Annotated in this window: 16 protein-coding genes; 10 read left to right on the plus strand and 6 right to left on the minus strand. The window is 72.8% G+C overall.

Going from position 1 to position 21,087, the window contains the following annotated elements; translation table 11 throughout:
- Positions 1-22: 22 nt before the first annotated feature.
- The gene (locus tag ACFQS1_RS30870; protein ID WP_378975214.1) at positions 23-451 is read left to right on the plus strand and encodes an SRPBCC family protein; all 429 of its coding nucleotides are present in this window, start codon (positions 23-25) and stop codon (positions 449-451) included.
- Here ACFQS1_RS30870 and ACFQS1_RS30875 read toward each other — a convergent pair.
- The 5 genes from ACFQS1_RS30875 to ACFQS1_RS30895 form a co-directional block, all read right to left on the minus strand.
- Entirely contained in the window at positions 438-593 is a 156-nt protein-coding gene (locus ACFQS1_RS30875) for a hypothetical protein (RefSeq protein ID WP_378975216.1), read from the minus strand. The two genes, ACFQS1_RS30870 and ACFQS1_RS30875, sit on opposite strands and share 14 nt — an antisense overlap.
- Positions 594-700: 107 nt before the next feature.
- Positions 701-1,615, minus strand: a complete 915-nt coding sequence (locus ACFQS1_RS30880) for an expansin EXLX1 family cellulose-binding protein (RefSeq protein ID WP_378975218.1) — start codon at positions 1,613-1,615, stop codon at positions 701-703.
- Between the two features lie 63 nt (positions 1,616-1,678).
- Positions 1,679-2,473, minus strand: coding sequence for an MOSC domain-containing protein (locus tag ACFQS1_RS30885; protein ID WP_378975220.1), 795 nt, complete (start codon positions 2,471-2,473; stop codon positions 1,679-1,681).
- 28 nt (positions 2,474-2,501) lie between these two features.
- Positions 2,502-5,480 carry a LodA/GoxA family CTQ-dependent oxidase gene (locus ACFQS1_RS30890; RefSeq protein ID WP_378975222.1) on the minus strand — a complete coding sequence of 993 codons (2,979 nt, stop codon included), beginning with the start codon at positions 5,478-5,480 and terminating at the stop codon, positions 2,502-2,504.
- A 48-nt stretch (positions 5,481-5,528) separates the two neighbouring features.
- The gene (locus ACFQS1_RS30895) at positions 5,529-7,136 is read right to left on the minus strand and encodes a S8 family peptidase (RefSeq protein ID WP_378975224.1); all 1,608 of its coding nucleotides are present in this window, start codon (positions 7,134-7,136) and stop codon (positions 5,529-5,531) included.
- Positions 7,137-7,216: 80 nt separating this feature from the next.
- Between ACFQS1_RS30895 and ACFQS1_RS30900 the strand changes: the two genes are divergently transcribed.
- The gene (locus ACFQS1_RS30900) at positions 7,217-8,245 is read left to right on the plus strand and encodes a tryptophan 7-halogenase (RefSeq protein ID WP_378975226.1); all 1,029 of its coding nucleotides are present in this window, start codon (positions 7,217-7,219) and stop codon (positions 8,243-8,245) included.
- Here the strand turns inward: ACFQS1_RS30900 and ACFQS1_RS30905 are convergent.
- Positions 8,231-11,188, minus strand: a complete 2,958-nt coding sequence (locus tag ACFQS1_RS30905; RefSeq protein ID WP_378975228.1) for a helix-turn-helix transcriptional regulator — start codon at positions 11,186-11,188, stop codon at positions 8,231-8,233. The two genes, ACFQS1_RS30900 and ACFQS1_RS30905, sit on opposite strands and share 15 nt — an antisense overlap.
- 158 nt (positions 11,189-11,346) lie before the next feature.
- On the opposite strand from ACFQS1_RS30905, the gene ACFQS1_RS30910 reads away from it, so the two are divergent.
- The 8 genes from ACFQS1_RS30910 (at position 11,347) to hutH (ending at position 21,043) form a co-directional block, all read left to right on the plus strand.
- Positions 11,347-11,931: an adenylate/guanylate cyclase domain-containing protein gene (locus ACFQS1_RS30910; protein ID WP_378975230.1), complete on the plus strand. Its 585-nt coding sequence runs from the start codon at positions 11,347-11,349 to the stop codon at positions 11,929-11,931.
- Between the two features lie 745 nt (positions 11,932-12,676).
- Positions 12,677-13,387, plus strand: a complete 711-nt coding sequence (locus ACFQS1_RS30915) for an alpha/beta fold hydrolase (protein WP_378975232.1) — start codon at positions 12,677-12,679, stop codon at positions 13,385-13,387.
- Between the two features lie 9 nt (positions 13,388-13,396).
- A complete protein-coding gene (locus ACFQS1_RS30920; RefSeq protein WP_378975234.1) occupies positions 13,397-14,233 on the plus strand; it encodes a MurR/RpiR family transcriptional regulator in 837 nt (278 codons plus the stop codon).
- 13 nt (positions 14,234-14,246) lie between these two features.
- Positions 14,247-15,878 carry a urocanate hydratase gene (gene hutU / locus ACFQS1_RS30925; protein ID WP_378975236.1) on the plus strand — a complete coding sequence of 544 codons (1,632 nt, stop codon included), beginning with the start codon at positions 14,247-14,249 and terminating at the stop codon, positions 15,876-15,878.
- Complete coding sequence (locus tag ACFQS1_RS30930) at positions 15,875-17,053, plus strand: allantoate amidohydrolase (protein WP_378975238.1); 1,179 nt, start codon at positions 15,875-15,877, stop codon at positions 17,051-17,053. The genes hutU and ACFQS1_RS30930 overlap by 4 nt, the downstream gene beginning before the upstream one ends.
- The gene (locus ACFQS1_RS30935; protein WP_378975240.1) at positions 17,050-18,333 is read left to right on the plus strand and encodes a formimidoylglutamate deiminase; all 1,284 of its coding nucleotides are present in this window, start codon (positions 17,050-17,052) and stop codon (positions 18,331-18,333) included. The genes ACFQS1_RS30930 and ACFQS1_RS30935 overlap by 4 nt, the downstream gene beginning before the upstream one ends.
- Positions 18,330-19,505: an imidazolonepropionase gene (gene hutI / locus ACFQS1_RS30940; RefSeq protein WP_378975242.1), complete on the plus strand. Its 1,176-nt coding sequence runs from the start codon at positions 18,330-18,332 to the stop codon at positions 19,503-19,505. Before ACFQS1_RS30935 ends, hutI begins: the two co-directional genes overlap by 4 nt.
- On the plus strand, positions 19,505-21,043 hold the full coding sequence (hutH, locus tag ACFQS1_RS30945) for a histidine ammonia-lyase (protein WP_378975272.1): 1,539 nt from the start codon (positions 19,505-19,507) through the stop codon (positions 21,041-21,043). Before hutI ends, hutH begins: the two co-directional genes overlap by 1 nt.
- Positions 21,044-21,087 lie beyond the last annotated feature (44 nt).

Raw genomic sequence — 21,087 nt, forward strand, 5'->3', positions numbered from 1 at the left:
TACCAAATGGTACAGTCACCGTATGTATCGAGAGCACAGCACCGTCATCAACGCACCGGCGTCGGTCGTCTGGCGCCTCACCACCGACGTCGTGAAGTGGCCGACGTTCATGCCGACCGTCCAGCACGTCGAGCTCCTCACGCCGGGCGAGCTGCGGGTCGGCAGCTCGGCCCGGGTCAAGCAGCCCGGCCAGACCACCGCCGTCTGGACCGTGACGCGCATCGAGCCGATGACCGAGTTCACCTGGGAGACCCGGCGGATGGGCCTGCGCATGATCGGCCGCCACCTGCTCGCGCCCGCGGGCGACGGCATTCGCAACACCGTGTCCATCGAGGTCGTGGGGCGCGGCTCGGGCCTGTTCGCGCTCTTCTTCGGCGGCATGATCGCCCGGGTGATGCGGCAGGAGAGCGCGGCCTTCGAGAAGGCGGCGAGCCAGGTCAGCGCCGGCTGAGCGCCCGGACGAAGCCGGTGGCCGCGCTGACGTCGACGACCGCCAGGACCAGCGCGACCATCGAGCCGTCGGCCGCCGGGTGGAGTGCCGCCTGGCCCGCTTCGACGGGATCGCCGCGGGCCGCCGGGTCGGCGACGCCCATGGGGGTGATGGCGTCGCCGCCGGCGGCCGGCGGTCCGCGCGCACCCGGGTGGGGTCCGGTGCGCGGCGGGAGTGGGGCGCGGAAGCTGGAGTGATGCGAGCGAAGGGTCAGCCGCAGGCCTGGGCGGCGCCGGCGGCCAGGTCCACCGCCGGCTCGGCGGGCGGCAGCTCGACGTCCCCGGCAGGCGCGGCGACCGCGGTCGACTCCGCGGGGGCGCCCGCCGACGACACCGCCGGCGCGGCCGGCGATGGGGAGAGCGACGGGCTCGCCTTCTTCTTCGCGGACGACGGCGTGGTCTTGGCGCTGGACACACCGCCGCCGGACAGGCGAGCCGATGTCTTCTGCGTCGCGCCTGGCGACAGCTTCACGCCCGTGGCGACCGTGCTGTGGCCGTACACGTCAAGGATCTTGATTTTGAAGGGACCGCCGCCGGCGCCAGCGTCGATCACCCAGTAGTTGTAGTCCTCGCGGTGCGTGGATTTGCCGTTGACCGTGACCGACTTCAGCTGGTTGCCGTGGTTGTCGATCAGGACGGCCAGCCAGTAGCGCGACGACCCCTCCTTGACCCGCACGCTGATCGGGCCGGCGCCGACGCCCGTGACGGTCTTGTAGCTGATCGGGATGATCCCGTCGACCTCCGCGCCGATCTTCTTGAACGCGGTACGGCTCAGGTCGAGGTGACCGGCCGCGCATTCCGGGCACGAGTCGATGACCTTGACCCGCACCTTGCCCTTGGGCCCGGTGACGTCGAGGTACGTGCCGCAGGCCGCGCCCGCCGAATACTGCACGGGGCCGAGCGCCACGAAGAGGTCATCGGCCGGCGCCGACGGGAACGAGCAGTTGCCGGTGCCGCCGCCGAGGTCGTAGAAGGTGGCCTTGCCCGATTTGGCCGACGTGGACGGCGGCGCCGCGCAGGCCGAGCCGGAGTTCGTCAGCAGCAGCGTCACGCCGAGCACCGCGGCGAGGATCACGGCGCCGCCGGCGGCGAGCCAGCGGGGCGAGAGCAGACGAGATCCGGTCACGCTGAGGGATCCTTCGCGGCGCGACCGTTCCCGGCAACCTTCCTAAGACAGACCTAAGGGTCTTCACTCGATCAGCCGAATCTCGTCGTCCACACGCAGCGATCCCCGCGACAGCGGCGCCATGTTGATCGCGAAGAGCAGCCCGCTGCCGACCCGCCGGTACTTGCCCAGCGTGTGCAGCGGTTCCTTGCCCTTCTCGCCGGTCTCCTGGTCGACCGTGGTGACGACGCAGCGCGGGCAGCCCGGCCCGGCCCGGAACACCACGTCGCCGATCTGGAGCTTCGCCGACCGCGCCGACCACTCGTCCTCGGCCCAGGGCGCCGCCCCCGCCACGACGATGTTCGGCCGGAACCGGGTCATCGGGACCGCCTCGGGCAGCCACCCGTTGAGCGCCTCGAGCGACGCCTCGGTGGCCAGCAGCATCGGCCACCCGTCCGCGAAGCTGACCGGATCGCCCACCTCGTCGACGCCCCCGATCGCGCGGGACCCGGCGTCCGCCTGCCACACCAGCCGCGCCGGCCGCCCGAGGAACGCGCTGCTCCACTCGCTCTCGGCGATCCGCGCCGGGGTGGGCAGGTGGCTGCGGAACACCCGCACGAACTCCTTCGGCCCGTCCGCCGGCTCGTCGACCGCCAGCTCGGGCCGGCCCGGCGCCGCGAGCACCAGGCCGCCGGGCCGGTGCGTCACCCGCAACTGGGTGAGCACCGGACTCTCGCGCTGGGTGATCGCGACGCCGTCGGCGTCGACCATCGCCCACCGGCGATCGCCGGCGAGACCCCACGGTTCCACTTGCGCCACGTCGTGGTCGATCCGGTGGCAGCCCTTGACCGGGTACGTGTGAAGCGAGGCGATCCGCATACGCCTAGCGTCGCACGAGCCCGTGTCGTCAGTGCGCCGCGCCGTGGCCGAGCAGCGTGCGGCGCGGATGCTTGCTGACCTCCTCGGCCGACGACGAGTAGAGCAGGTGCGGGACGTCCCCGACCGGCTCGGCCGGCTGTTCGCCCGGGCCGGTCGGCTTGGCCGCGGCGGCGAACGGGCTGGGGGCGGCGCGGTCGGCGGCGGCCGGCTCGGCCAGGCTTCGGATCCAGTCGGCCCAGTCCCGCTGCTCGTCGGAGGTGAACACCTTGTACATCCGGCCGCCGAACGCCATCTGCTGCATGAACGGGCTGTCGCCGGGATTGCCGGGGATCACCTGCCCGCCGCGCTGCAGCGTGTCCAGCAGCTGCGCCGGCTCGTCGAACAGGTTGTTGGTCATTCCACCGCCGGCGGCGGCGTGGTTGAGGGCGCCGTACCGCCTCTTGTTCTCGATCATCTCGAGGACGCGGGCCTTGGCCCGCGACGGGGCGAGGAGCTTGTCGACGAGGTCCTGGCCGAGCGTGCCGGTGATCCGGAAAGCCACGTAGCCGTTCCAGATGCGCTGCCACTGCTGCTGGCGCACGTCCGGGTCGCCGAAGCGGGACAGGTACCGCTTGACCGCGCGCTTGGCGATCGCGCCGTGCCCCACGTCGGCGTTGTCGATCGCCACGTGCAGCCGGTAGTACGCCGAGTCGATCTTGAAGTGCTCGAGCAGCCGGGCCGTGGTGGCCAGCTCCACCGACTCCCATTCGAAGAACAGCGTCATGCCCAGCAGCTCGGGCAGGAACTGATCGGTGAACTGGGAGACGACCAGCTGGAACAGCGGCAGCGTGAACGACGCGTCGAGCAGGGTGGTGTCCTGCGCGTACTCCTTGCTCCGGATCGGCGCGGTGTTGATGCCGACGCTGGACAGCGTCTGCGTGTAGATGTTCGCGTGGTTCTGCGCCGGGTTTCCGGACCCCACCTCGTCGACCCAGATCTGGGTGAGGAAGCCGGTCAGGTCGTCGATCGGGCCGACGGTGGCGATGTTGCGCAGCCACACGCCGTCGGTCTGGTTGAGCGGGCCCGATTGCCGCACCCGGTCGACGGCGTCGGCGTACGTGCGGAACGACCGGTCATGCGCCGGGTCGTACGCGGCCACCCGGTCCACCAGATCCTGATAGATGCTGTCCAGACGGGCGTCGAAGGCGCGCTCCTCGTACGTGAACGGCTTGAGCTCGGTGTCGATCAGCGGGTCGTGCTGATACGCCGCCGCCGTGTCGATGAACTCGCGAGCCAGCTTCCAGGCCGTCGGCAGGAAGTCGGGATACTGGTGCAGGTTGAGCATGATGTGGAAGTAGTCGCGGTGCCGCAGGCCCGCATAGGGCGCCCGCTCGGTCTCCACGAAGACCCCGGTGCCGTTCCCGGCCGGCGTGACGAAGCCGAGTTGGGACCACTCGTTGACCATCTCGCGGTGCCTCCTGTCGAACCGTAGGCCCTCGCCGAGCGTGGTGGCCGGTGCGTCGCCGATGCCGCGGTCCCACCGCCAGCGCGGGAACGCGGTCGTGTTGATCGGCCGGCGCGGCGAGTTCCCCTCGGGGAACAGCACCTCGACCACGGCCGCGTAGTCCTGGTCGACGATCACGTCGTCCGGGCGCTGCGCCGGCCACCAGAAATGCCGGCAGTCGGTGAAGTCGGCCTGCCACGGCACGGCCATGTTCTCGGTCATGCAGCCGGGCGGCTGGTCGGGGCGGAAGCGGAACGGCGCGACGTAGCGGTCCTTCTCCCGGGCGCGCCGGCTCATCTCGATGCCGGGGAAGAACGGTCCGCCGACGCAGGCCTCGAGCGCGGCCCGGTCGAGCCGCGCGGGCAGATCCTCGGCGACCGGCGCCGGGCCGGCGGTGAACTGGCCCGCGATGAACTGGCCCTCGGCCCACCGGGCGAGGCGGCGGTATTGCAGCGGGGTGACCGTGAACCAGGTGCCCGGCCGGCCGGGCGTCGCGGTGCCCTCGTCGCCGGACAGCTGCGGCATGAAGGCGGGCGTGGCCTGCTTGCGGCGCGTCGCCTCGTCGGCCTCGTCGTGCGGCTGGCGGATCACCGCGAAGACCCGGCGCCGCGCCTTGGCGCCGCGCTCGCCCGGATCGCTGAGCAGGGCGAGGTGGTCGGCCTCGAGGAAGTCGCCGACCCGATCGACGCCGTCGCCCAGGTCGACGGCGCGGCGGTGGCCGCGGGTGGCGGACTGGTTGACCCACTGATAGCCCATGGCGCGGGCCAGCAACGGGAGGATGTCGCGCTCGAAGACGACCTCCTTGCGCTCGGCCAGCAGCCCGCGTTCGACGGCCGCGTTCTCGGCCACGTCGTAGAGGGTGACCAGGTTGCCGACCGCGGGCGCGAAGTCGGGCGGCGCGACCACCACCCAGGCGGGGCGGACCTCCACCTCCCGGCCGTCGACCCGCACCACCGCGCCGACCGGGCCGTCCGAGGTGTCGTCGTGCCAGCCGTCGTTGTCGGCGAAGCTGGGCAGATCCTGGTCCTGCGGCACCGAGGCGGAGTGGCCGAGGCCGCCGAGCACGATCAGCCGGCCCTCGTCGTCGGTGCGCAGCTCGCCCAGCGGCACCCGGGCGCCGCGGAACGTGCCGGTGTCGAAGGGGTCGCTGCGGGCCTCGCGGCCGGTGACCGTACGCGGGCCGGGGTCGATGACGAGCGAGTCGCGATCGTCGACGCCGGCGTTGCGGCGGCCGCCGCCGGTGAAGCGGTCGGCGGCGCCCTTGCGGTTGACCAGGTGCACGGTCCACTCGATGGTGGTGGCGTCGTCGGCGGTCAGCTCCCGGACGAGGACGTCGCTCTCGTCGTACGCGAAAACGCGGAACCGCACCGCCTGGCGCTTGACCCACCCGTTCTTGTCCTTGTAGGACGCCGGCGCCTCCTCGGCGCCGGGTTGCTCGGGACCGAGGAAGTACTCGTCGGGGCTGTCGCCGACCCGGGCCACGCCGATGGCCGGGTGGATGGCGCAGTACGCGATCCGGCTCATGTCTCACACCTCAGTCGAAACCACGGGTCGGGCGAGCTGAGAGATCTCTCAGTTCTGCGCGACGAAAACACTTAGGGCCCGCTTGTCACGGGCCACCCGGACGGCCGCGGCCGCGTTCACCCGGCCGTAGCCGTAGCGCGTGCTGTGCCCATCCTCGTCGTATTCGCCGGGGTTGTCGTCGATCCGGTCGGCCGACTCGCGCAGCACGTCCTTGACCTCGTCCCAGCGCAGCTCGGGGTTGGCCGCCAGGATCAGCGCCACCACCCCGGCCACCCCCGGGCAGGCGCTGGACGTGCCGCCGAACGAGTTGGTGTAGTCGCCCGCCGCGTCGCCGGCCGAGTCGTCGCCGATGTTGTAGCCCTCGCGTCCGCGCCGGTCGGTGGTCCAGATTCCCGGGGTCCGCGACGGCGAGCCGTTGCTGCTCGGGAAGCTGCACCAGATCGCCTTGCCGTGGTCGCTGTACCGGCTCTGCCGCCCCTGGTCGTTGCAGGCCGCCACCGCGATCACCTGGTCGCAGGCGGCGTACCCGTCGTTGTCGACGCTCTCGGCGCCGTTGCCGGCCGCCCAGGTGATCACGCAGCCCTTGCCGCCGCGGCCGCGCTCGATCGCGTACTCGATCGCCAGCCGGGTGTTGTCCTGCAGCGGCACGACCTGGTTGTGCACCGGGTCGGTCGGATCCCACCAGTTCCCGTCGGACGGGCCCCAGCTGCACGAGATCACGTCGGCGCCGTGGTCGACGGCCCATTTGAACGCGTCGGCCTCGTCCTGCGAGCCCAGCCCCGACACCAGCCGCACCGGCATGAGCCGCGCCCCGGGCGCCACCCCGGACGCATGGTCGACGCCGTCCGCGCAGGCCACGCCCGCGCAGGCGGTGCCGTGGTTGTCGCCGTCGCCGGGCCGCGGGTCGGCGCCGCGCGGCCGGCTGGCCGAGAACGGCGCGACCACCTTGCCGGCCGACGCGAACTCGGGATGAGTCACGTCCATCCCGTCGTCAATCACACAGACGACCACGCCCTCGCCCCGGGTCTCGGCCCAGGCCGCCACCACGTTCGCGTGCGCCACCACGTCCTGCCCGTCGATCACGGCCGGGCCCAGGTGCCACTGCTGCGGCGCCATCGCCCGGCGGCTCACCTCGCGCACCAGCTCGGGGTGGCACAGGTCGACGTCGTCGCGGTCGAGCAGCCGCTCGGCCAGCGCGAAGACCTCCCGCCCGGTGCCGGCCGGCGCGCCGGCGAAGTACGCGTTGGTGGCGGTGCCGACGGTCCGCTTAATCGTCAGGCCGGCCTCGGCCAGCACCGCCGCGCACTGCGATTCCGGCAGGTCGTCGCGAAACTTCACGAACACGTTCTCGGTGTAGACGACCGGGGCGCCGAACTGGTCGCGCAGGCCGCGACCGGCGAACTCGATCTCCGGGTCCTCGTTGAGCACCACGGCGATGTTGGGGGCGTCGCCGACCGGGGAGGCGTACACGCCCACGCCGGCCTCGGGGAAACCGAACAGCGGGGTGAGCCTGTCCTGGGCGGAGCGGCTGGGAGACGACAGCGGAGAGATGTCGTGCCGGGCGCCGCGGCGTACCGAGCGGACGACCACCAGGTCCTCGTTGTCCTCCAGCTCCAGGCGGAACCCGGAGCTGCCCCCGAATCGGCAGCTGAGCATGGCACGCACTCCTTCCGTAGGGCTCTCATGTGAACACCCCGCTGTGGAAGTGACAGCCTGATTCGCGACAGACTGGCGCAGTGAAACCTGACCGGGTGGTCGTGCTCGGCTGCGGGCCGGCCGGCGCGGCGGCCGCGATCACCCTCGCCGCCCGCGGCATCTCGCCGGTCGTTGTCGATCCGCGTCCGCCGGTCGAGTGGCAGCCGGGCGAAGGGTTGCCGTCGGCGGCCAACGCCCTGTTGCGCAAACTCGGCGTCTGGCCCGCGTTCCAGTCGGGCGGACACCTCGCCGGCGGCGGTTTCCTCTCCTGCTGGGGCTCCGACGAGCCCGCCTTCCGCCCCGCGTTGCTCGATCCGCGCGGGCCGTCCTGGCAGCTCGACCGGCCCGCCTTCAACCGGATGCTGATCGCCGCGGCCGGCGCCCCGCGGGCCCACCGGATCACCGAGGTCCGCCGCGACGGCCGGCAATGGATCGCCGGGCCGCTGGTGGCCGACTTCCTGATCGACGCGACGGGCCGGTCGAGCGCGCTGGCCCGGCTGCTCGGCGTGCCCCGGCGGGTGCACAGCCGGCTGGTCGGCATGGTCGCGCTGCTGCCCGATCCGTCGCCCGCGTCCGCGGCGAGCATCGTCGAGGCGACGCCGGACGGCTGGTGGTATGCCTCCCGGGTGCCTGGCGACCGGCTGGTGACGGCGTTGTTCACCGACGCCGCCTCGGCCCGGGACATCTCGCCCGGCCGCTGGGCGGCCCTGCTCCGATCCACCGCGCAGGCCGGGGCCCGCGCCGGTGACTTCGATCCCCCGGTCGGGATCAAGACCGTCGCGGCCGGGAGCTCGGCGCTGACGCGATGCGCCGGTCCCGGCTGGGTCGCCGTCGGGGACGCGGCCTGCGCGCACGATCCGCTCTCCGCCCGCGGGCTCCACGACGCGCTGTCCGGGGGGATCGCGGCGGCCGAGGCCGTCGCGCTGGGCGATCCGGCGGCAATTGACGCGTACGCCCGGCGAGTGGCCGCCGAATACCGCGCCTACCTCGACGACCTCGCCTGGTTCTACCGTCAGGAGAAGCGGTTCCCCGATTCGGCGTTCTGGCGGGCGCGCTCAGGCCAGGTGTAGCCGGTGGGCGATCGCCGCCGCCTCGACCCGGTTGACCGCGTTGAGCTTGGCCAGGATGTTCGACACGTGCACGCTGGCGGTGCTCTCGCTGATGAACAGCGCGCGGGCGATCTCGCGGTTGCGCCGCCCCTCCTTGAGCAGCGCCAGCACCTGCACCTCGCGCTCGGTGAGGTGGAACGGGTGCTCGGGCTCCTCGGCCGGCGCGGCCGGCTGCGCGCCCAGGTCGATCCGCGCCCGGTCGGCCAGCGCGGTGATCTCGCGCCGCAGGGCCCGGGCGTCGAGCCGCTCGGCGGTCTCGCCGGCCGCCCGGAGCACCTCGGCGGCGCGCTGGTCCCGCTTGCGCACCAGCTCCTCGGCCTCCCGCCAGCGGGCGTACGCCGCCGGGTAGGGCCGGGCGAGCCGGTCCCAGCCGGCCGCGACCTCGCCCCAGGCCTCGGGGTACGGCTCGCCGCCCAGCAGCCGGGCGAACTCGGCCTCGCCCATCGCGGCGTCGACCGCGGCCTCGGGGAACGATTTCTGGCGTACGCCCATGCCCTGCCACAGCGAGCCGGCGCGGTCGCGCAGGGCCGTGCCGTGCCGCAGCACCTCGGCGAGGTCGGCCCGGCCCCGGGCCCGGCGGCGCTCCGCCTCGTCGGCCTCGATCCGCAGGCCCAGCACGCACAGCGCCACCGCCTGCTGGTCGTCGCCGTGCGCGCCGACCACCTCCAGCCCCGCCTCGACCTCGGCACGGGCCGTCTCGTAGTCCTCCTGCCACATCGCGTACGCCGCCGCGGCCGCGTGCACCAGGCCGTGGTCGAGCGGGTCCTCGTCGTTCTTCAGCTGCTCCTGCGCCTGCTTGAGCTGCTGGGCCGCCTCCTCGGGGCGGCCGCGCGCGGTGCCGAGCTCGCCCAGCACCACGAAGGTCATCAGGGCGCGCGCGGCCGCGTGGTGGCTGGCCAGCAGCCGGTCGGCGACCTCCTCGGCCTGCCGCCAGCGGCCGTTGCGATACAGCACCAGCACGATCGAGTCGAGCATGTCGATCATCGGCGGGAACATCAGCCCGAGATCCATGCTCCAGCGCAGCGCCTCCTCGGCGGTGGCGACCGCGTCGGCCGACCAGCCGATGAAGTCCAGCGCCAGGCTCAGGTGGTTGTAGGTCAGGCAGATGTTCTCGACGTCGTCCTCGTCGCGGGCGACGCGCAGCGCCTCCCGCATCCGGCCGATGCCAGTCTCGGGCTCGCCGTGCATCGCGAAGTGCCAGCCCGAGGTCTTGAGGCCGAGCACCTCCTCGCGCTTGCGGCCGGCCCGGCGGGCCAGCGTCAGCGTCTCCTCCCAGAGCGGCGCCGAGTCGGGGTAGAGGCCGCGGACCGACAGCGAGTTGGCCAGCGCGGCGGTGACCCGGGCCCGCTCGGCGAGCGCGTCGCTGGTCGCGAGCAGGTGATAGGCCTTGGTGAAGGAGCGCAGCGCGCGAGCCCCGTCGACCCGGTCCATGTAGGTGCCGAGCGCTTCGTACAGCAGCGCCCGGGCCACCACGTCCTGGCGCGGGATCGCCGCGAGGGCCTCCTCCACCAGGCGTACGGCGGTCTCGTGCTCGCCCGCGTCGTGGGCGCAGCGGGCCGCCGCCGCGAGCAGCTCCGGCCGGGTCAGACCGGCCTCGGCCGCGTCGTCCACCTCGTCCCACAGCTCGATCGCCCGGGTGAAGTACGTCAAGCCCTCGCGGAACGCGCGCACCTCGGCGGCGGCCCGGCCGGCGGCGATCACGGCGGCGAGCGCTTGGGGCAGGTCGCCGGTGGCCTCCCAGTGGGCGGCGATCACGGCGGTGGCGGTCGAGCGCGGCCGGTCGCCGAGCTGCGGGCGCTCGGTGAGGGCGGCGGCGACCCGGGCGTGCAGGCGGGCCCGCTCGCCCGGCAGCAGGCCGGAGTAGACGGCCTCCTGCGCGAGCGCGTGGCGGAAGCGGTAGGCGTTGCCGGTGTCGGCCTGCAGCACGCGGTTGGCGGCCAGCTCGCGCAGGGCGGCCAGCAGCGGCTTCTCCGGCAGCTCGGCGACGGTGGCGAGCAGCGGATAGCCGATCCGGCGGCCGATCACCGCGCAGACCTGCAGCACCGCCTGCGCGTCGGCCGAGAACGTGCCGACCCGGAGCAGGACGACATCGCGGACGCGGGCCGGCACCTCCTCGCCGATGCCTCTCGCCTCGAAAAGCTCCTCGGCGAAGTAGGCGTTGCCGCCCGAGCGGTCGGCGATCTCGTCGACCACCGCGACCGGCAGCGGGTTGCCGGCCAGCTGGGTGAGCAGCAGGCTCAGATCGTCGGCGCCGAACGGGGCGAGCGCCAGGTGGGTCATGAAGACGCCGCGCAGCAACTCGACCAGCGCGGCGGGCAGCGGGCCGGCCGCCGGCTCGTCGTCGCGGTACGTCACCAGCAGCAGCACCCGCTCGCGGCGCAGCGCCACGGTCAGGAAGCTCAGCAGATCGAGCGTGGACTGCTCGGCCCAGTGCACGTCCTCGACCACGAGCAGCACCGGCCCCTGCTCGGCGAGCTGGCCGAGCAGCGCGAGGAAGACGTCGAACAGCCGGGCCTGACGCAGGCTTGCGTCGCCGTCCGGCGCCTCGGGCGCGTCCGCGGCCTCCGGCCAGAACATCCGGTCGAGCATCGCGAAGCGCGGGCCGGCGAGCTCGGCCAGCGACCCCGCGGACCGGTCACGCAGGAAGCGGCGCAGGGCATCGAGGATCGGACCGTACGGCAGGCCGCCCGAGCTGATCCGGAACGAGGAGCCGGCCAGCACCTGGCCGCCGCGCGCCAGCACTCGCTCGATGCATTCCTGCACGAGACGTGTCTTGCCGACGCCGGCTTCACCGGAGATCAGAAAGCCGGCGGCCTGGCCCTGGCCGACGTCGTCCCAAGCCGCGCTGATCTCGGCGAGCTCAGCATGCCGTCCGACCAAGGGGGAGAGTCTTCTCCGCCGCACGCCGTGGAGTATGCCAGCGCGGGCCAAATCCGGACATCGACTTTCTCGGCGGTCTCGCGCCTAAGCGTACGAGCCGCGAGATCTTAGGGGTTTGCCGGAGGCCTTAGAAGCGTTCCGGGGTCACCCTCGTTGTCGGAAACCCAACAGGGAGGTCCGTCATGATCGACCACATCGGACAAACCGGTCCGCGCCGGCGTCAGGTGGCCGTGCTCTTCGCCGACATCTGCGGTTTCACCCGGCTGGTCGAGAGCGTCGAGCCGGAGGCGGTCTACCGGATCATGCGCCCGCTGCTCGACGAGCTGGTCGCCCGCGTACACGAGCACGGCGGCGAGATCCAGCAGGTGCTCGGCGACGGTTTCATGGCCGTCTTCGGCCTGCGCGGCGCGTACGGCGACGAGACCGAGCGCGCGACGGCCGCCGCCTGCGCGATGCTGCGCGGCGTACGACCCGGCCGCCCCGAGATCCACGTGGGCATCGAGTGCGGCGAGGTATTGGTCACCCGATCATGGGAACCGGCCGGCTTCGGCGTCTGGGGCCGCGCGGTGAACCTGGCCCAGCGCATGTGCGGCGTGGCCGGCCCCGGCGAGCTCGTGCTCGGCCCGGCCGCATACGCCCGATCGGAGCACCTGGCCGCCCCGGCGACGGCGGCCTCGGTGCGGGTACGCGGAGTGGCGGATCCGGTGGCGGCCCACCGGGTCGTGGTGCTGCCCGCGATGGCGGCCGCCCTGCCGGTCGCCGCATAGACCGGATGGGCCGCCCTTCCCGCCGGACCGGGGGTGCCGACGGGCGGGCGGCCCATCCCTCACACCCGCCGTGGGCGGTGGTCGCGGCTCCGCGGCGGCGCGGCGGGGTCGCGGCGGCGCGGCGGGACCGCACGGTGGCGCTTCAATTGCGGGCGTCGCATCCCGACCACCCTTGATGTGGAAGCTCGGCCACGTTTGAGCGTGCCTTGACCGATCCCGGCTTTGCTCTGCTTCCTCCGGGGAAGCGCTGACCCGTAAATAGCCACCCCTCAAGCGCCCGAACGGGTGACGTGCCCGCCGCCCTCGTATTTACAGCGCCACGGCAGCCCGAAGGGGCGCGGACAGACTTTGCTCTGCTTACTCAGGGGAAGCGCTTTGCTCTGCTTCCTCCGGGGAAGCGCTTTGCTCAGCTTCCTCCGGGGAAGCAGTTTGCTCTGCTTCCTCAGGGGAAGCACTTTGCTCTGCTTCCTCCGGGGAAGCACTTTGCTCAGCTTCCTCAGGGGAAGCACTTTGCTCTGCTTCCTCCAGGGAAGCACTTTGTTCTGCTTCCTCCGGGGAAGCACTTTGCTCAGCTTCCTCCGGGGGAGCGCTTTGCTGTGCTTCCTCTGGGGAAGCAGAGCAAAGCCCGGATTCCCTCTGGTAAGCACGGGCACTGGGACGAGGTGGTTGCGGCGGAACCAGCCGATTTGACCCGGGCGATCGCCTGGCCGGCGCGTCTGCGGGAAGCGTGATGTTGGATGGCTTGATGGTCGCTGATCAGTCGGTGGAGATCGACGGACGAGTTCTGCGGTACTGCCTGCACGGACCCGCTGACGGGTTTCCGGTCGTCGCGCACAACGGCACACCGAGCACTCGCTTCCGGCGGCCCGACCAGATCGCGGTGATGCATGAGTGCGGCGTACGCGTACTGATGGCCGACCGTCCCGGATACGGAGGCTCCACCCGCCGCCCCGGACGCAGCGTCGCCGACGTTGCCGAGGACGTCCGAGCGCTCGCCGATGCCCAAGGCTGGGAACGCTTCGCTGTCTTCGGTGGCTCCGGCGGCGGCCCGCACGCGCTGGCCTGCGCCGCGCTGTTGCCCAAGCGGGTGATCCGATGCGCCGTGCTTTCCGGGATCATGCCGCCCGAAGATGCGGAACCCCCCGACGAGCAGACCCTCCGCCCCAAACTTGAGCAGATCAGCCGCGACATCATGGCGAAGGTCGCTGCCGGCGGCCCAGAGATGCAACCTTCCTGGACAGCTACGACGGCTGGGTCGACGACCGAATCGCCCTCGCGCACATCCCCGGGGCGCAGGGACACCACTACGACGGCGGACACGTGCCCGGAACCGGCACATTTCGGGAGATCTTCGACTGGCTCCGCGCATCCGGTCCGGGCGAACGGGGAAACGGTCCGGGCGAACGGGGAAAGTGGCATCGGGCCGGTCTGGCGTTCTGAAAGTTTTTATGCATAAGCTGCTCACGTGAATGGAGACGCGGCGAGGACGGTGCTCGACCTGTTCCACGGCGCGCGGCTGACCCCGACGCAGCGGCGCATCGCGCACAGCCTGGTCGAGCATGCGGCGAAGGCGGCGTATCTCTCGGCGGCCGAGGTGGCCGAGCTTGCGGGCGTGAGCCAGCCGTCGGTGACGCGGTTCGCGATGGCGCTGGGCTATGAGGGCTATCCGGCGCTGCGCCGCCGGCTGCGTGAGCTCGCCGGGGACGCGCCCGAGACGGTGGCCGGGGGCAACGCCATGCAGCTCGCGGTGCGGGCCGAGGCCGAGCATCTGGCCCGCCTGCACGACCAGCTGGCCCGGCTCGAGGACGTGGAGCGGGCGGCGCGGCTGCTGATCGACAGCCGGCCGCTGCCGGTGCTGGGTCAGCGGGCGGCGGCGCCGCTCGCTGGGTATTTCGGATACTTCGCGGCCAAGGTGCACCCGGACGTCCGGGTGCTCGACTCCGGCGGCACCCCGCTGCTGGACCGGATCGACCAGGCGCGGGCGGCGGGCGCGGGCGCGCTGCTCGCGGTGGTCCTGCCCCGCTATCCGCGGGAATCGCTCGAGGCGATCGCGGAGGCCAAGCGGGCGGGGTACGCGGTGGTCGCGATCACCGACTCGGCGGTGAGCCCGGTGGCCGACCGGGCCGACGTGGTGCTGCCCGCGGCGGTCGGCACGCAGCTCGTCTTCGACCTGCACACCGGGCCGATGGCGATGGCCATGGTGCTGCTGCAGGCGATGTGCGACGCGGCGCCCGAGCCGGTGCAGCGCCGGCTGGAGGAGTTCGAGGCCACGGCCGCCCGCCGGCATGTTTTTCTGGCATAGGGAGGGGACGACGATGTCCGAGATCCGGGCCGCGCGCGGCACGACGTACACCGCAATGGGGTGGCCGCAAGAAGCCGCCAAGCGGATGTTGATGAACAACCTCGACCCCGACGTGGCCGAACGGCCGCAAGACCTAGTTGTGTACGGGGGGACCGGCCGGGCGGCCCGCGACTGGCCCTCCTTCCACGCCATCGTGCGCGAGCTGGACGTGCTCAAGAACGACGAGACGCTGCTGGTGCAGTCGGGCAAGCCGGTGGGCGTGTTCCGCACGCACGAGTGGGCGCCGCGCGTGCTGATCGCGAACTCGAACCTGGTGGGCGACTGGGCGACCTGGCCGGAGTTCCGCCGGCTGGAGAAGCTGGGCCTGACCATGTACGGGCAGATGACCGCGGGCTCGTGGATCTACATCGGCACCCAGGGGATCCTGCAGGGGACGTACGAGACGTTCGCCGCGGTGGCCGCGAAGCGCTTCGGCGGCACCCTGGCCGGCACGCTCACGCTGACCGCGGGGTGTGGCGGCATGGGTGGCGCGCAGCCGCTGGCGGTGACCATGAACGGCGGCGTCTGCCTGATCGTCGACGTCGACCGCACCCGGCTGCAGCGCCGGGTCGACACCCGGTATCTGGATGTCATCGCCGACGATCTCGACGACGCCATCCGTCGGGCCCGCGCCGCCAAATCGGAAAAATCCGCTATTTCCATCGGCGTCGTCGGCAACGCGGCCGATGTCTTCCCCCAGCTGCGGATCAAGGGTGTCGAGATCGACATCGTCACCGACCAGACCAGCGCGCACGACCCGCTGAGCTACATCCCGATCGGTGTCGACATCAACGACGCGGCGGAATTCGCCCGGACCAAGCCGGAGGAGTTCACCGACCGAGCGCGGGCTTCGATGGCGAGGCACGTCGCGGCCATGGTCGGCTTCCTGGACGACGGCGCCGAGGTGTTCGACTACGGCAACTCGATCCGCGGCGAGGCCAAGCTCGGCGGGTTCGAGCGAGCCTTCGACTTCCCCGGCTTCGTGCCGGCGTACATCCGCCCGCTGTTCGCCGAGGGCAAGGGCCCGTTCCGCTGGGCCGCGCTCTCCGGCGACCCCAAGGACATCGCCGCCACCGACAAGGCCGTCCTCGACCTGTTCCCCGAGAACGAGGCGCTGGCCCGCTGGATCAGGATGGCCGGCGAGCGGGTCGCGTTCCAGGGCCTGCCGGCGCGCATCTGCTGGCTCGGCTACGGCGAGCGCGACAAGGCCGGCGTCCGGTTCAACGACATGGTCGCGAGCGGCGAGATCAGCGCGCCGATCGTGATCGGCCGCGACCACCTCGACGCCGGCTCCGTCGCGTCGCCGTACCGGGAGACCGAGGCGATGCTCGACGGCTCCGACGCGATCGCCGACTGGCCGCTGCTCAACGCGCTGCTCAACACGGCCAGCGGCGCGTCCTGGGTGTCGATCCACCACGGCGGCGGCGTCGGGATCGGCCGCTCGATCCACGCCGGCCAGGTCTGCGTAGCCGACGGCACGCCGCTGGCCGGCGAGAAGATCGAGCGGGTCCTGACCAACGACCCGGGCACGGGGGTGATCCGGCACGTGGACGCCGGATATGATCCCGCGGCGGCGGCCGGCGTGCACATCCCGATGAAGCGATGAGCGAGAAGGTCTTTTCGGCCCTGTGGGCCGAGATCGAGTCCATCGGCCGGGTGTCGAGCGGCGGCTACATGCGGTACGCCCTCGACACGCCCGAGCTGGTGCTGCGTGACTGGTTCCGCAATCAGGCCGACCGGCGGGACATGCCGGTCACCGACGACGGCAACGGCAACCTGTTCGCCTGGTGGGGCGATCCCTGGGGGCGGGGCGCGGTGCTGACCGGATCGCATTTCGACTCGGTTCCGCACGGCGGCGGGTACGACGGACCGCTCGGCATCGTCAGCGCGTTCCTGGCCGTCGACCAGCTCCGGGCGGCCGGGCACAAGCCATCGACGCCCGTCGCAGTGGTCGCGTTCGTCGAGGAGGAGGGCGGCCGGTTCGGGCTGCCCTGCCTCGGCTCGCGGCTGCTGACCGGCGCCATCGATCCGGCCAAGGCGGCCACGCTCACCGACCGTGACGGGATCACGTACGGAGAGGCACTCGGAGCGACGCCGGCCGGGCCGCTGCCGGGGCTCACCGGCCGCATCGGCGCGCTGGTCGAGCTTCACATAGAGCAAGGACGGCAACTCGAGGTGCCGGTGGGAGTGGCGAGCGCGATCTGGCCGCACGGCCGCTGGCGGTTCGACTTCACCGGGCACGGCGACCACGCGGGCACGACCCGGATGGCCGACCGGCGCGACCCGATGCTGACGTTCGCGTACACCGTGCTGGCCGCCAACAAGGAGGCCCGGCTCAACGGGGCGCACGCCACGATGGCCCGGGTCGAGGTCGAGCCGAACGCCACCAACGCGATCCCGTCGCTGGTGCGCGGCTGGCTGGACGCCCGGGCGGCGGACACGGCCACGATGGACGCGGTGGTCGAGGCGGTGGTGAAACGGGCGACCGAGCGGGCCGGCCGGGACGGCACCGAGGTGGCGGTGACGGCCGAGTCGCTGAGCGCCGAGGTCACCTTCGACACCGCGCTCGCGTCGCGGCTGTCGGCGATGCTGGGCGACGCGCCGATCCTGCCGACCAGCGCGGGGCACGACGCGGGGGTGCTGTCGGCGCAGGTGCCGACGGCGATGCTGTTCGTGCGCAACCCGACCGGGATCTCGCATTCGCCGGCCGAGCACGCCGAGCACGCGGACTGCGCCGCGGGCGTGGACGCGCTGGCCACGGTGCTGCGAGAGCTGACATGACGGTCTATCACGCGGATTACGCGTGGATCGGCGGCGCGCTCGCCCGCGACGTGAGCATCGAGGTGCGGCACGGCCGGTTCACCGCCATGAACCACGGCCGGTCGGGTGACGGGATCGCGCTGCGGGGACTCGTGCTTCCCGGGCTGGCCAACGCCCACTCGCACGCGTTTCACCGCGCGCTGCGCGGGCGCACGCACGGCGAGCGCGGCACGTTCTGGACGTGGCGCAAGCAGATGTACGCCGCGGCCGAGCGCCTCGATCCGGACAGCTTCCTGGCCCTGGCCCGGGCCGTCTTCGCCGAGATGGCGATGGCCGGCTACACCGCGGTCGGCGAGTTCCACTACCTGCACCACGGGCCGGACGGCCACCCCTACGCGGATCCCAACGCCATGGGCCACGCGCTGATCGAGGCCGCCGCCGAGGCCGGCATCCGGCTCACCCTGCTCGACACGCTCTACCTGCAGTCCGGTGTGGACGGCAAGCCGCTCGAGGGCGTGCAGCGCCGCTTCGGCGACGGCGACCTCGACCGCTACTCGGAGCGGGTACGTCAGCTGCGCCCGCACCCGCAGGCCCGCATCGGGGCCGCGCTCCACTCGGTGCGGGCGGTGCCGGCCGAGACGATGGCGGCGTTCGTCGAGCGACACGGCGAGCTGGCGCACATCCACCTCTCCGAACAACGCGCCGAGAACGAGCAGTGCCGGGCGGTGCACGGCTGCACGCCGGCCGAGCTCCTGGACGACTGCGGCTTCTGGCAGGGCGGCAGCACCGCGGTGCACGCGACCCACCTCACCGGCGACGACATCCGGGTCCTCGGCGAGAATCGCAGCTTCGCCTGCTTCTGCCCGACCACCGAGCGCGACCTCGCCGACGGCATCGGCCCGGCCCGCCGGCTCGCCGACGCGGGCGCCCGGCTGTGCCTCGGCACCGACAGCCACGCCGTGATCGACCCCTTCGAGGAGCTGCGCGGCCTCGAGATGAACGAACGGCTCGCCACCGAGCGGCGCGGCCACTTCACCCCGGCCGAACTGGTCGCGGCGGCGGCCGGACACGCGTCGATCGGGTGGGACGACGCCGGCGAGATCGCCGCCGGCAAACGGGCCGACCTGGTCTGCGTGCGCCTCGATTCGGTACGCACCGCGGGCAGCGACCCGGCCGGGGCGATCCTCGCCGCGACCGCCGCCGACGTCACCGACGTGATCGTGGACGGCCGCCAGGTCGTCGCCGGCGGACGGCACACCACGATCGACGTTCCCCGAGCGCTTGCCGAGGCCATCGGATGACCCTTCTCATCGACGACATCGGCGAGCTGCTCACCAACGACGGGCCGCCGCTCACCGGCGCCGCCGTGATCGTCGACGGCGACCGGATCGGCTGGATCGGCCCGGCCGGCCAGGCGCCGGCCGCCGACCGGCGGATCGGCGTCGACGGCGCGGCGGTGCTGCCCGGCTTCGTCGACAGCCACGCCCACCTGGTGTTCGCCGGGGACCGGGCGGCCGAGTTCGCGGCCCGGATGGCGGGCGAGCCGTACACCGGCGGCGGCATCCGGACCACCGTGGCGGCCACCCGCGCCGCGTCCGACGACGAGCTGCGGGCCAAGGCGCGGAAGCTGGTCGCCGAGGCGAGGCGGCAGGGCACCACGACCATCGAGATCAAGAGCGGGTACGGGCTGAGCGTCGACGACGAGGCCCGGTCGCTGCGGATCGCCCGGGAGCTGACCGGGGAGACGACGTTCCTCGGCGCGCACGTGGTGCCGGCCGGGGTCGACCCGGACGCGTACGTCGATCTGGTGCGCGGCCCGATGTTGGCGGCCTGCGCGCCGTACGCGAAATGGGTCGATGTCTTTGTCGAGCGCGGCGCGTTCGACGGTGAGCAGGCGCGGGAGATCCTCGTCGCCGGGGCCAAGCTCGGCCTGGGCCTGCGGGTGCACGCCAATCAGCTGACCGAGGGCCCGGGGGTGCGGCTCGCGGTGGAACTCGGTGCGGCGAGCGCCGACCATTGCACGCATTTGAGCGACTCCGACGTGGACGCCCTGGCCGGCTCGGGCACCGTCGCCACGCTGCTGCCCGGCGCCGAGTTCTCGACGCGGTCGCCCTATCCGGACGCGCGACGGCTGCTCGACGCCGGGGTGACCGTCGCCCTGGCCACCGATTGCAACCCGGGTTCGTCGTACACGTCGTCGATGGCGTTCTGCATCGCTCTCGCCGTACGCGAAATGGGAATGACCCCCACCGAGGCCGTGCGTGCCGCGACCGCCGGCGGAGCCCGCGCGCTGCGCCGCGACGACGTCGGGGTGCTGCGCGCCGGGGCGCGAGCCGACCTGATCGTCCTGGACGCGCCCTCCCACCTGCACCTGGCCTACCGGCCGGGCGTCCCCCTGATCCGCGCAGTTCTGCAAGACGGCCCGTCCAACCACCCCGCCACCACCCCTGACTCGACTGAAGGCCGTCCATGATGATGATCGTCACCGTCCAACCCACCGGCGTCACCCCCGCCGAGGTCAGCGCGGTCGCCCGCGGCGACGCCCGGGTCGAGATCGCCCCGGCCACGATCGAGGCGATGGCCGCCAGCCGGGCCATCGTCGACCGCATCGAGGAGTCCGGCCGGCCGGTCTACGGCGTCACCACCGGCTTCGGCGCGCTGGCCGGCACCTTCGTCGCGCCCGCGCGCCGGGCCGAGCTGCAGCACGCGCTGATCCGCTCGCACGCGGCCGGGATCGGCGCGCCGATGCCGCGCGAGGTGGTGCGGGCCATGATGCTGCTGCGCCTGCGCTCGCTCGCGCTCGGCCATTCCGGCGTGCGGCCGGAGCTCGCGCAGGGCCTGGCCGACCTGCTCAACCACGACATCACGCCGTGGGTGCCGGAGCACGGCTCGCTCGGCGCCTCCGGGGATCTCGCGCCGCTCGCACACTGCGCGCTGGTGCTGCTGGGCGAGGGCTGGGTGGTCGGCAAGGACGGCGAGCGGACGGCCGCGGCCGAGGCGCTGCGCACCGCCGGGCTGGCCCCGCTCGACCTGGCCGCCAAGGAGGGCCTGGCGCTGATCAACGGCACCGACGGCATGCTCGGCATGCTGCTGCTCGCGATCGAGGACGCCCGGCACCTGTTCGCGATGGCCGACGTCACCGCGGCGCTGGCGATCGAGGCGATGCTCGGCTCGGAGCGGCCGTTCCGGCCCGAGCTGCACGAGATCCGGCCGCACCCGGGGCAGGCCGCCTCGGCCGCGAACATCTTCCAGCTGCTGCAGCACTCGGCGATCATGGACTCGCACCGGGACAACCTCGCGCACGCGGTGCAGGACGCGTACTCGATGCGCTGCGCCCCGCAGGTGGCCGGCGCCGCCCGGGACACCCTCGCGTTCGTCGCGACCACCGCCGGGCGGGAGCTGGTCTCGGTCGTGGACAACCCGGTGGTGCTGCCGGGCGGGCAGGTCGAGTCGACCGGCAACTTCCACGGCGAGCCGCTCGCGTTCGCCGCCGACTTCCTGGCGATCGCTGCGGCCGAGGTGGGCTCGATCGCCGAGCGCCGGGTCGACCGGCTGCTCGACGTGACCCGCTCGCGCGACCTGCCGCCGTTCCTCTCGCCGGACGCCGGCGTCAACTCGGGCCTGATGATCGCCCAGTACACGGCGGCCGGGATCGTCGCCGAGAACCGGCGGCTGGCCGTGCCCGCGTCGGCCGACTCGCTGCCGACCAGCGGCATGCAGGAGGACCACGTCTCGATGGGCTGGGCGGCGGCCAAGAAGCTGCGCACGGTGCTGGACAACCTGACCAGCCTGCTGGCGGTCGAGCTGCTCAGCGCGGTGCGCGGGCTTCAGCTGCGGGCGCCGCTCGCCCCGTCGCCGGCCGGGCGGCTGGCGATCGCCGCGGTCGGGCCGTTCGCCGGGTCGCCGGGGCCGGACGTCTTCCTCGCGCCGGTTCTCGAGCAGGCACGCGCGGTCATCGCCGGGCGCGAGCTGCGGGCGGGCATCGAGGCGGAGATCGGGCCGCTGTCGTAGCCCGGCCCGGGTAATTCGGTTCGCGTGCGGGCGCCGCCGGGGCT

It is taken from the genome of Paractinoplanes rhizophilus (assembly GCF_042664765.1).
Taxonomy (GTDB): Bacteria; Actinomycetota; Actinomycetes; order Mycobacteriales; family Micromonosporaceae; genus Actinoplanes; species Actinoplanes rhizophilus.

Bases quoted from the DNA above. Each gene is read 5' to 3' on its own strand.
- ACFQS1_RS30875 (WP_378975216.1), bottom strand. From the start codon at position 593: ATGGGCGTCGCCGACCCGGCGGCCCGCGGCGATCCCGTCGAAGCGGGC.
- hutH (WP_378975272.1), top strand. From the start codon at position 19,505: ATGATGATCGTCACCGTCCAACCCACCGGCGTCACCCCCGCCGAGGTC.
- ACFQS1_RS30930 (WP_378975238.1), top strand. From the start codon at position 15,875: ATGAGCGAGAAGGTCTTTTCGGCCCTGTGGGCCGAGATCGAGTCCATC.
- ACFQS1_RS30935 (WP_378975240.1), top strand. From the start codon at position 17,050: ATGACGGTCTATCACGCGGATTACGCGTGGATCGGCGGCGCGCTCGCC.
- ACFQS1_RS30885 (WP_378975220.1), bottom strand. From the start codon at position 2,473: ATGCGGATCGCCTCGCTTCACACGTACCCGGTCAAGGGCTGCCACCGG.
- hutI (WP_378975242.1), top strand. From the start codon at position 18,330: ATGACCCTTCTCATCGACGACATCGGCGAGCTGCTCACCAACGACGGG.
- ACFQS1_RS30890 (WP_378975222.1), bottom strand. From the start codon at position 5,480: ATGAGCCGGATCGCGTACTGCGCCATCCACCCGGCCATCGGCGTGGCC.
- ACFQS1_RS30910 (WP_378975230.1), top strand. From the start codon at position 11,347: ATGATCGACCACATCGGACAAACCGGTCCGCGCCGGCGTCAGGTGGCC.
- ACFQS1_RS30895 (WP_378975224.1), bottom strand. From the start codon at position 7,136: ATGCTCAGCTGCCGATTCGGGGGCAGCTCCGGGTTCCGCCTGGAGCTG.
- ACFQS1_RS30870 (WP_378975214.1), top strand. From the start codon at position 23: ATGTATCGAGAGCACAGCACCGTCATCAACGCACCGGCGTCGGTCGTC.
- hutU (WP_378975236.1), top strand. From the start codon at position 14,247: ATGTCCGAGATCCGGGCCGCGCGCGGCACGACGTACACCGCAATGGGG.
- ACFQS1_RS30915 (WP_378975232.1), top strand. From the start codon at position 12,677: ATGGTCGCTGATCAGTCGGTGGAGATCGACGGACGAGTTCTGCGGTAC.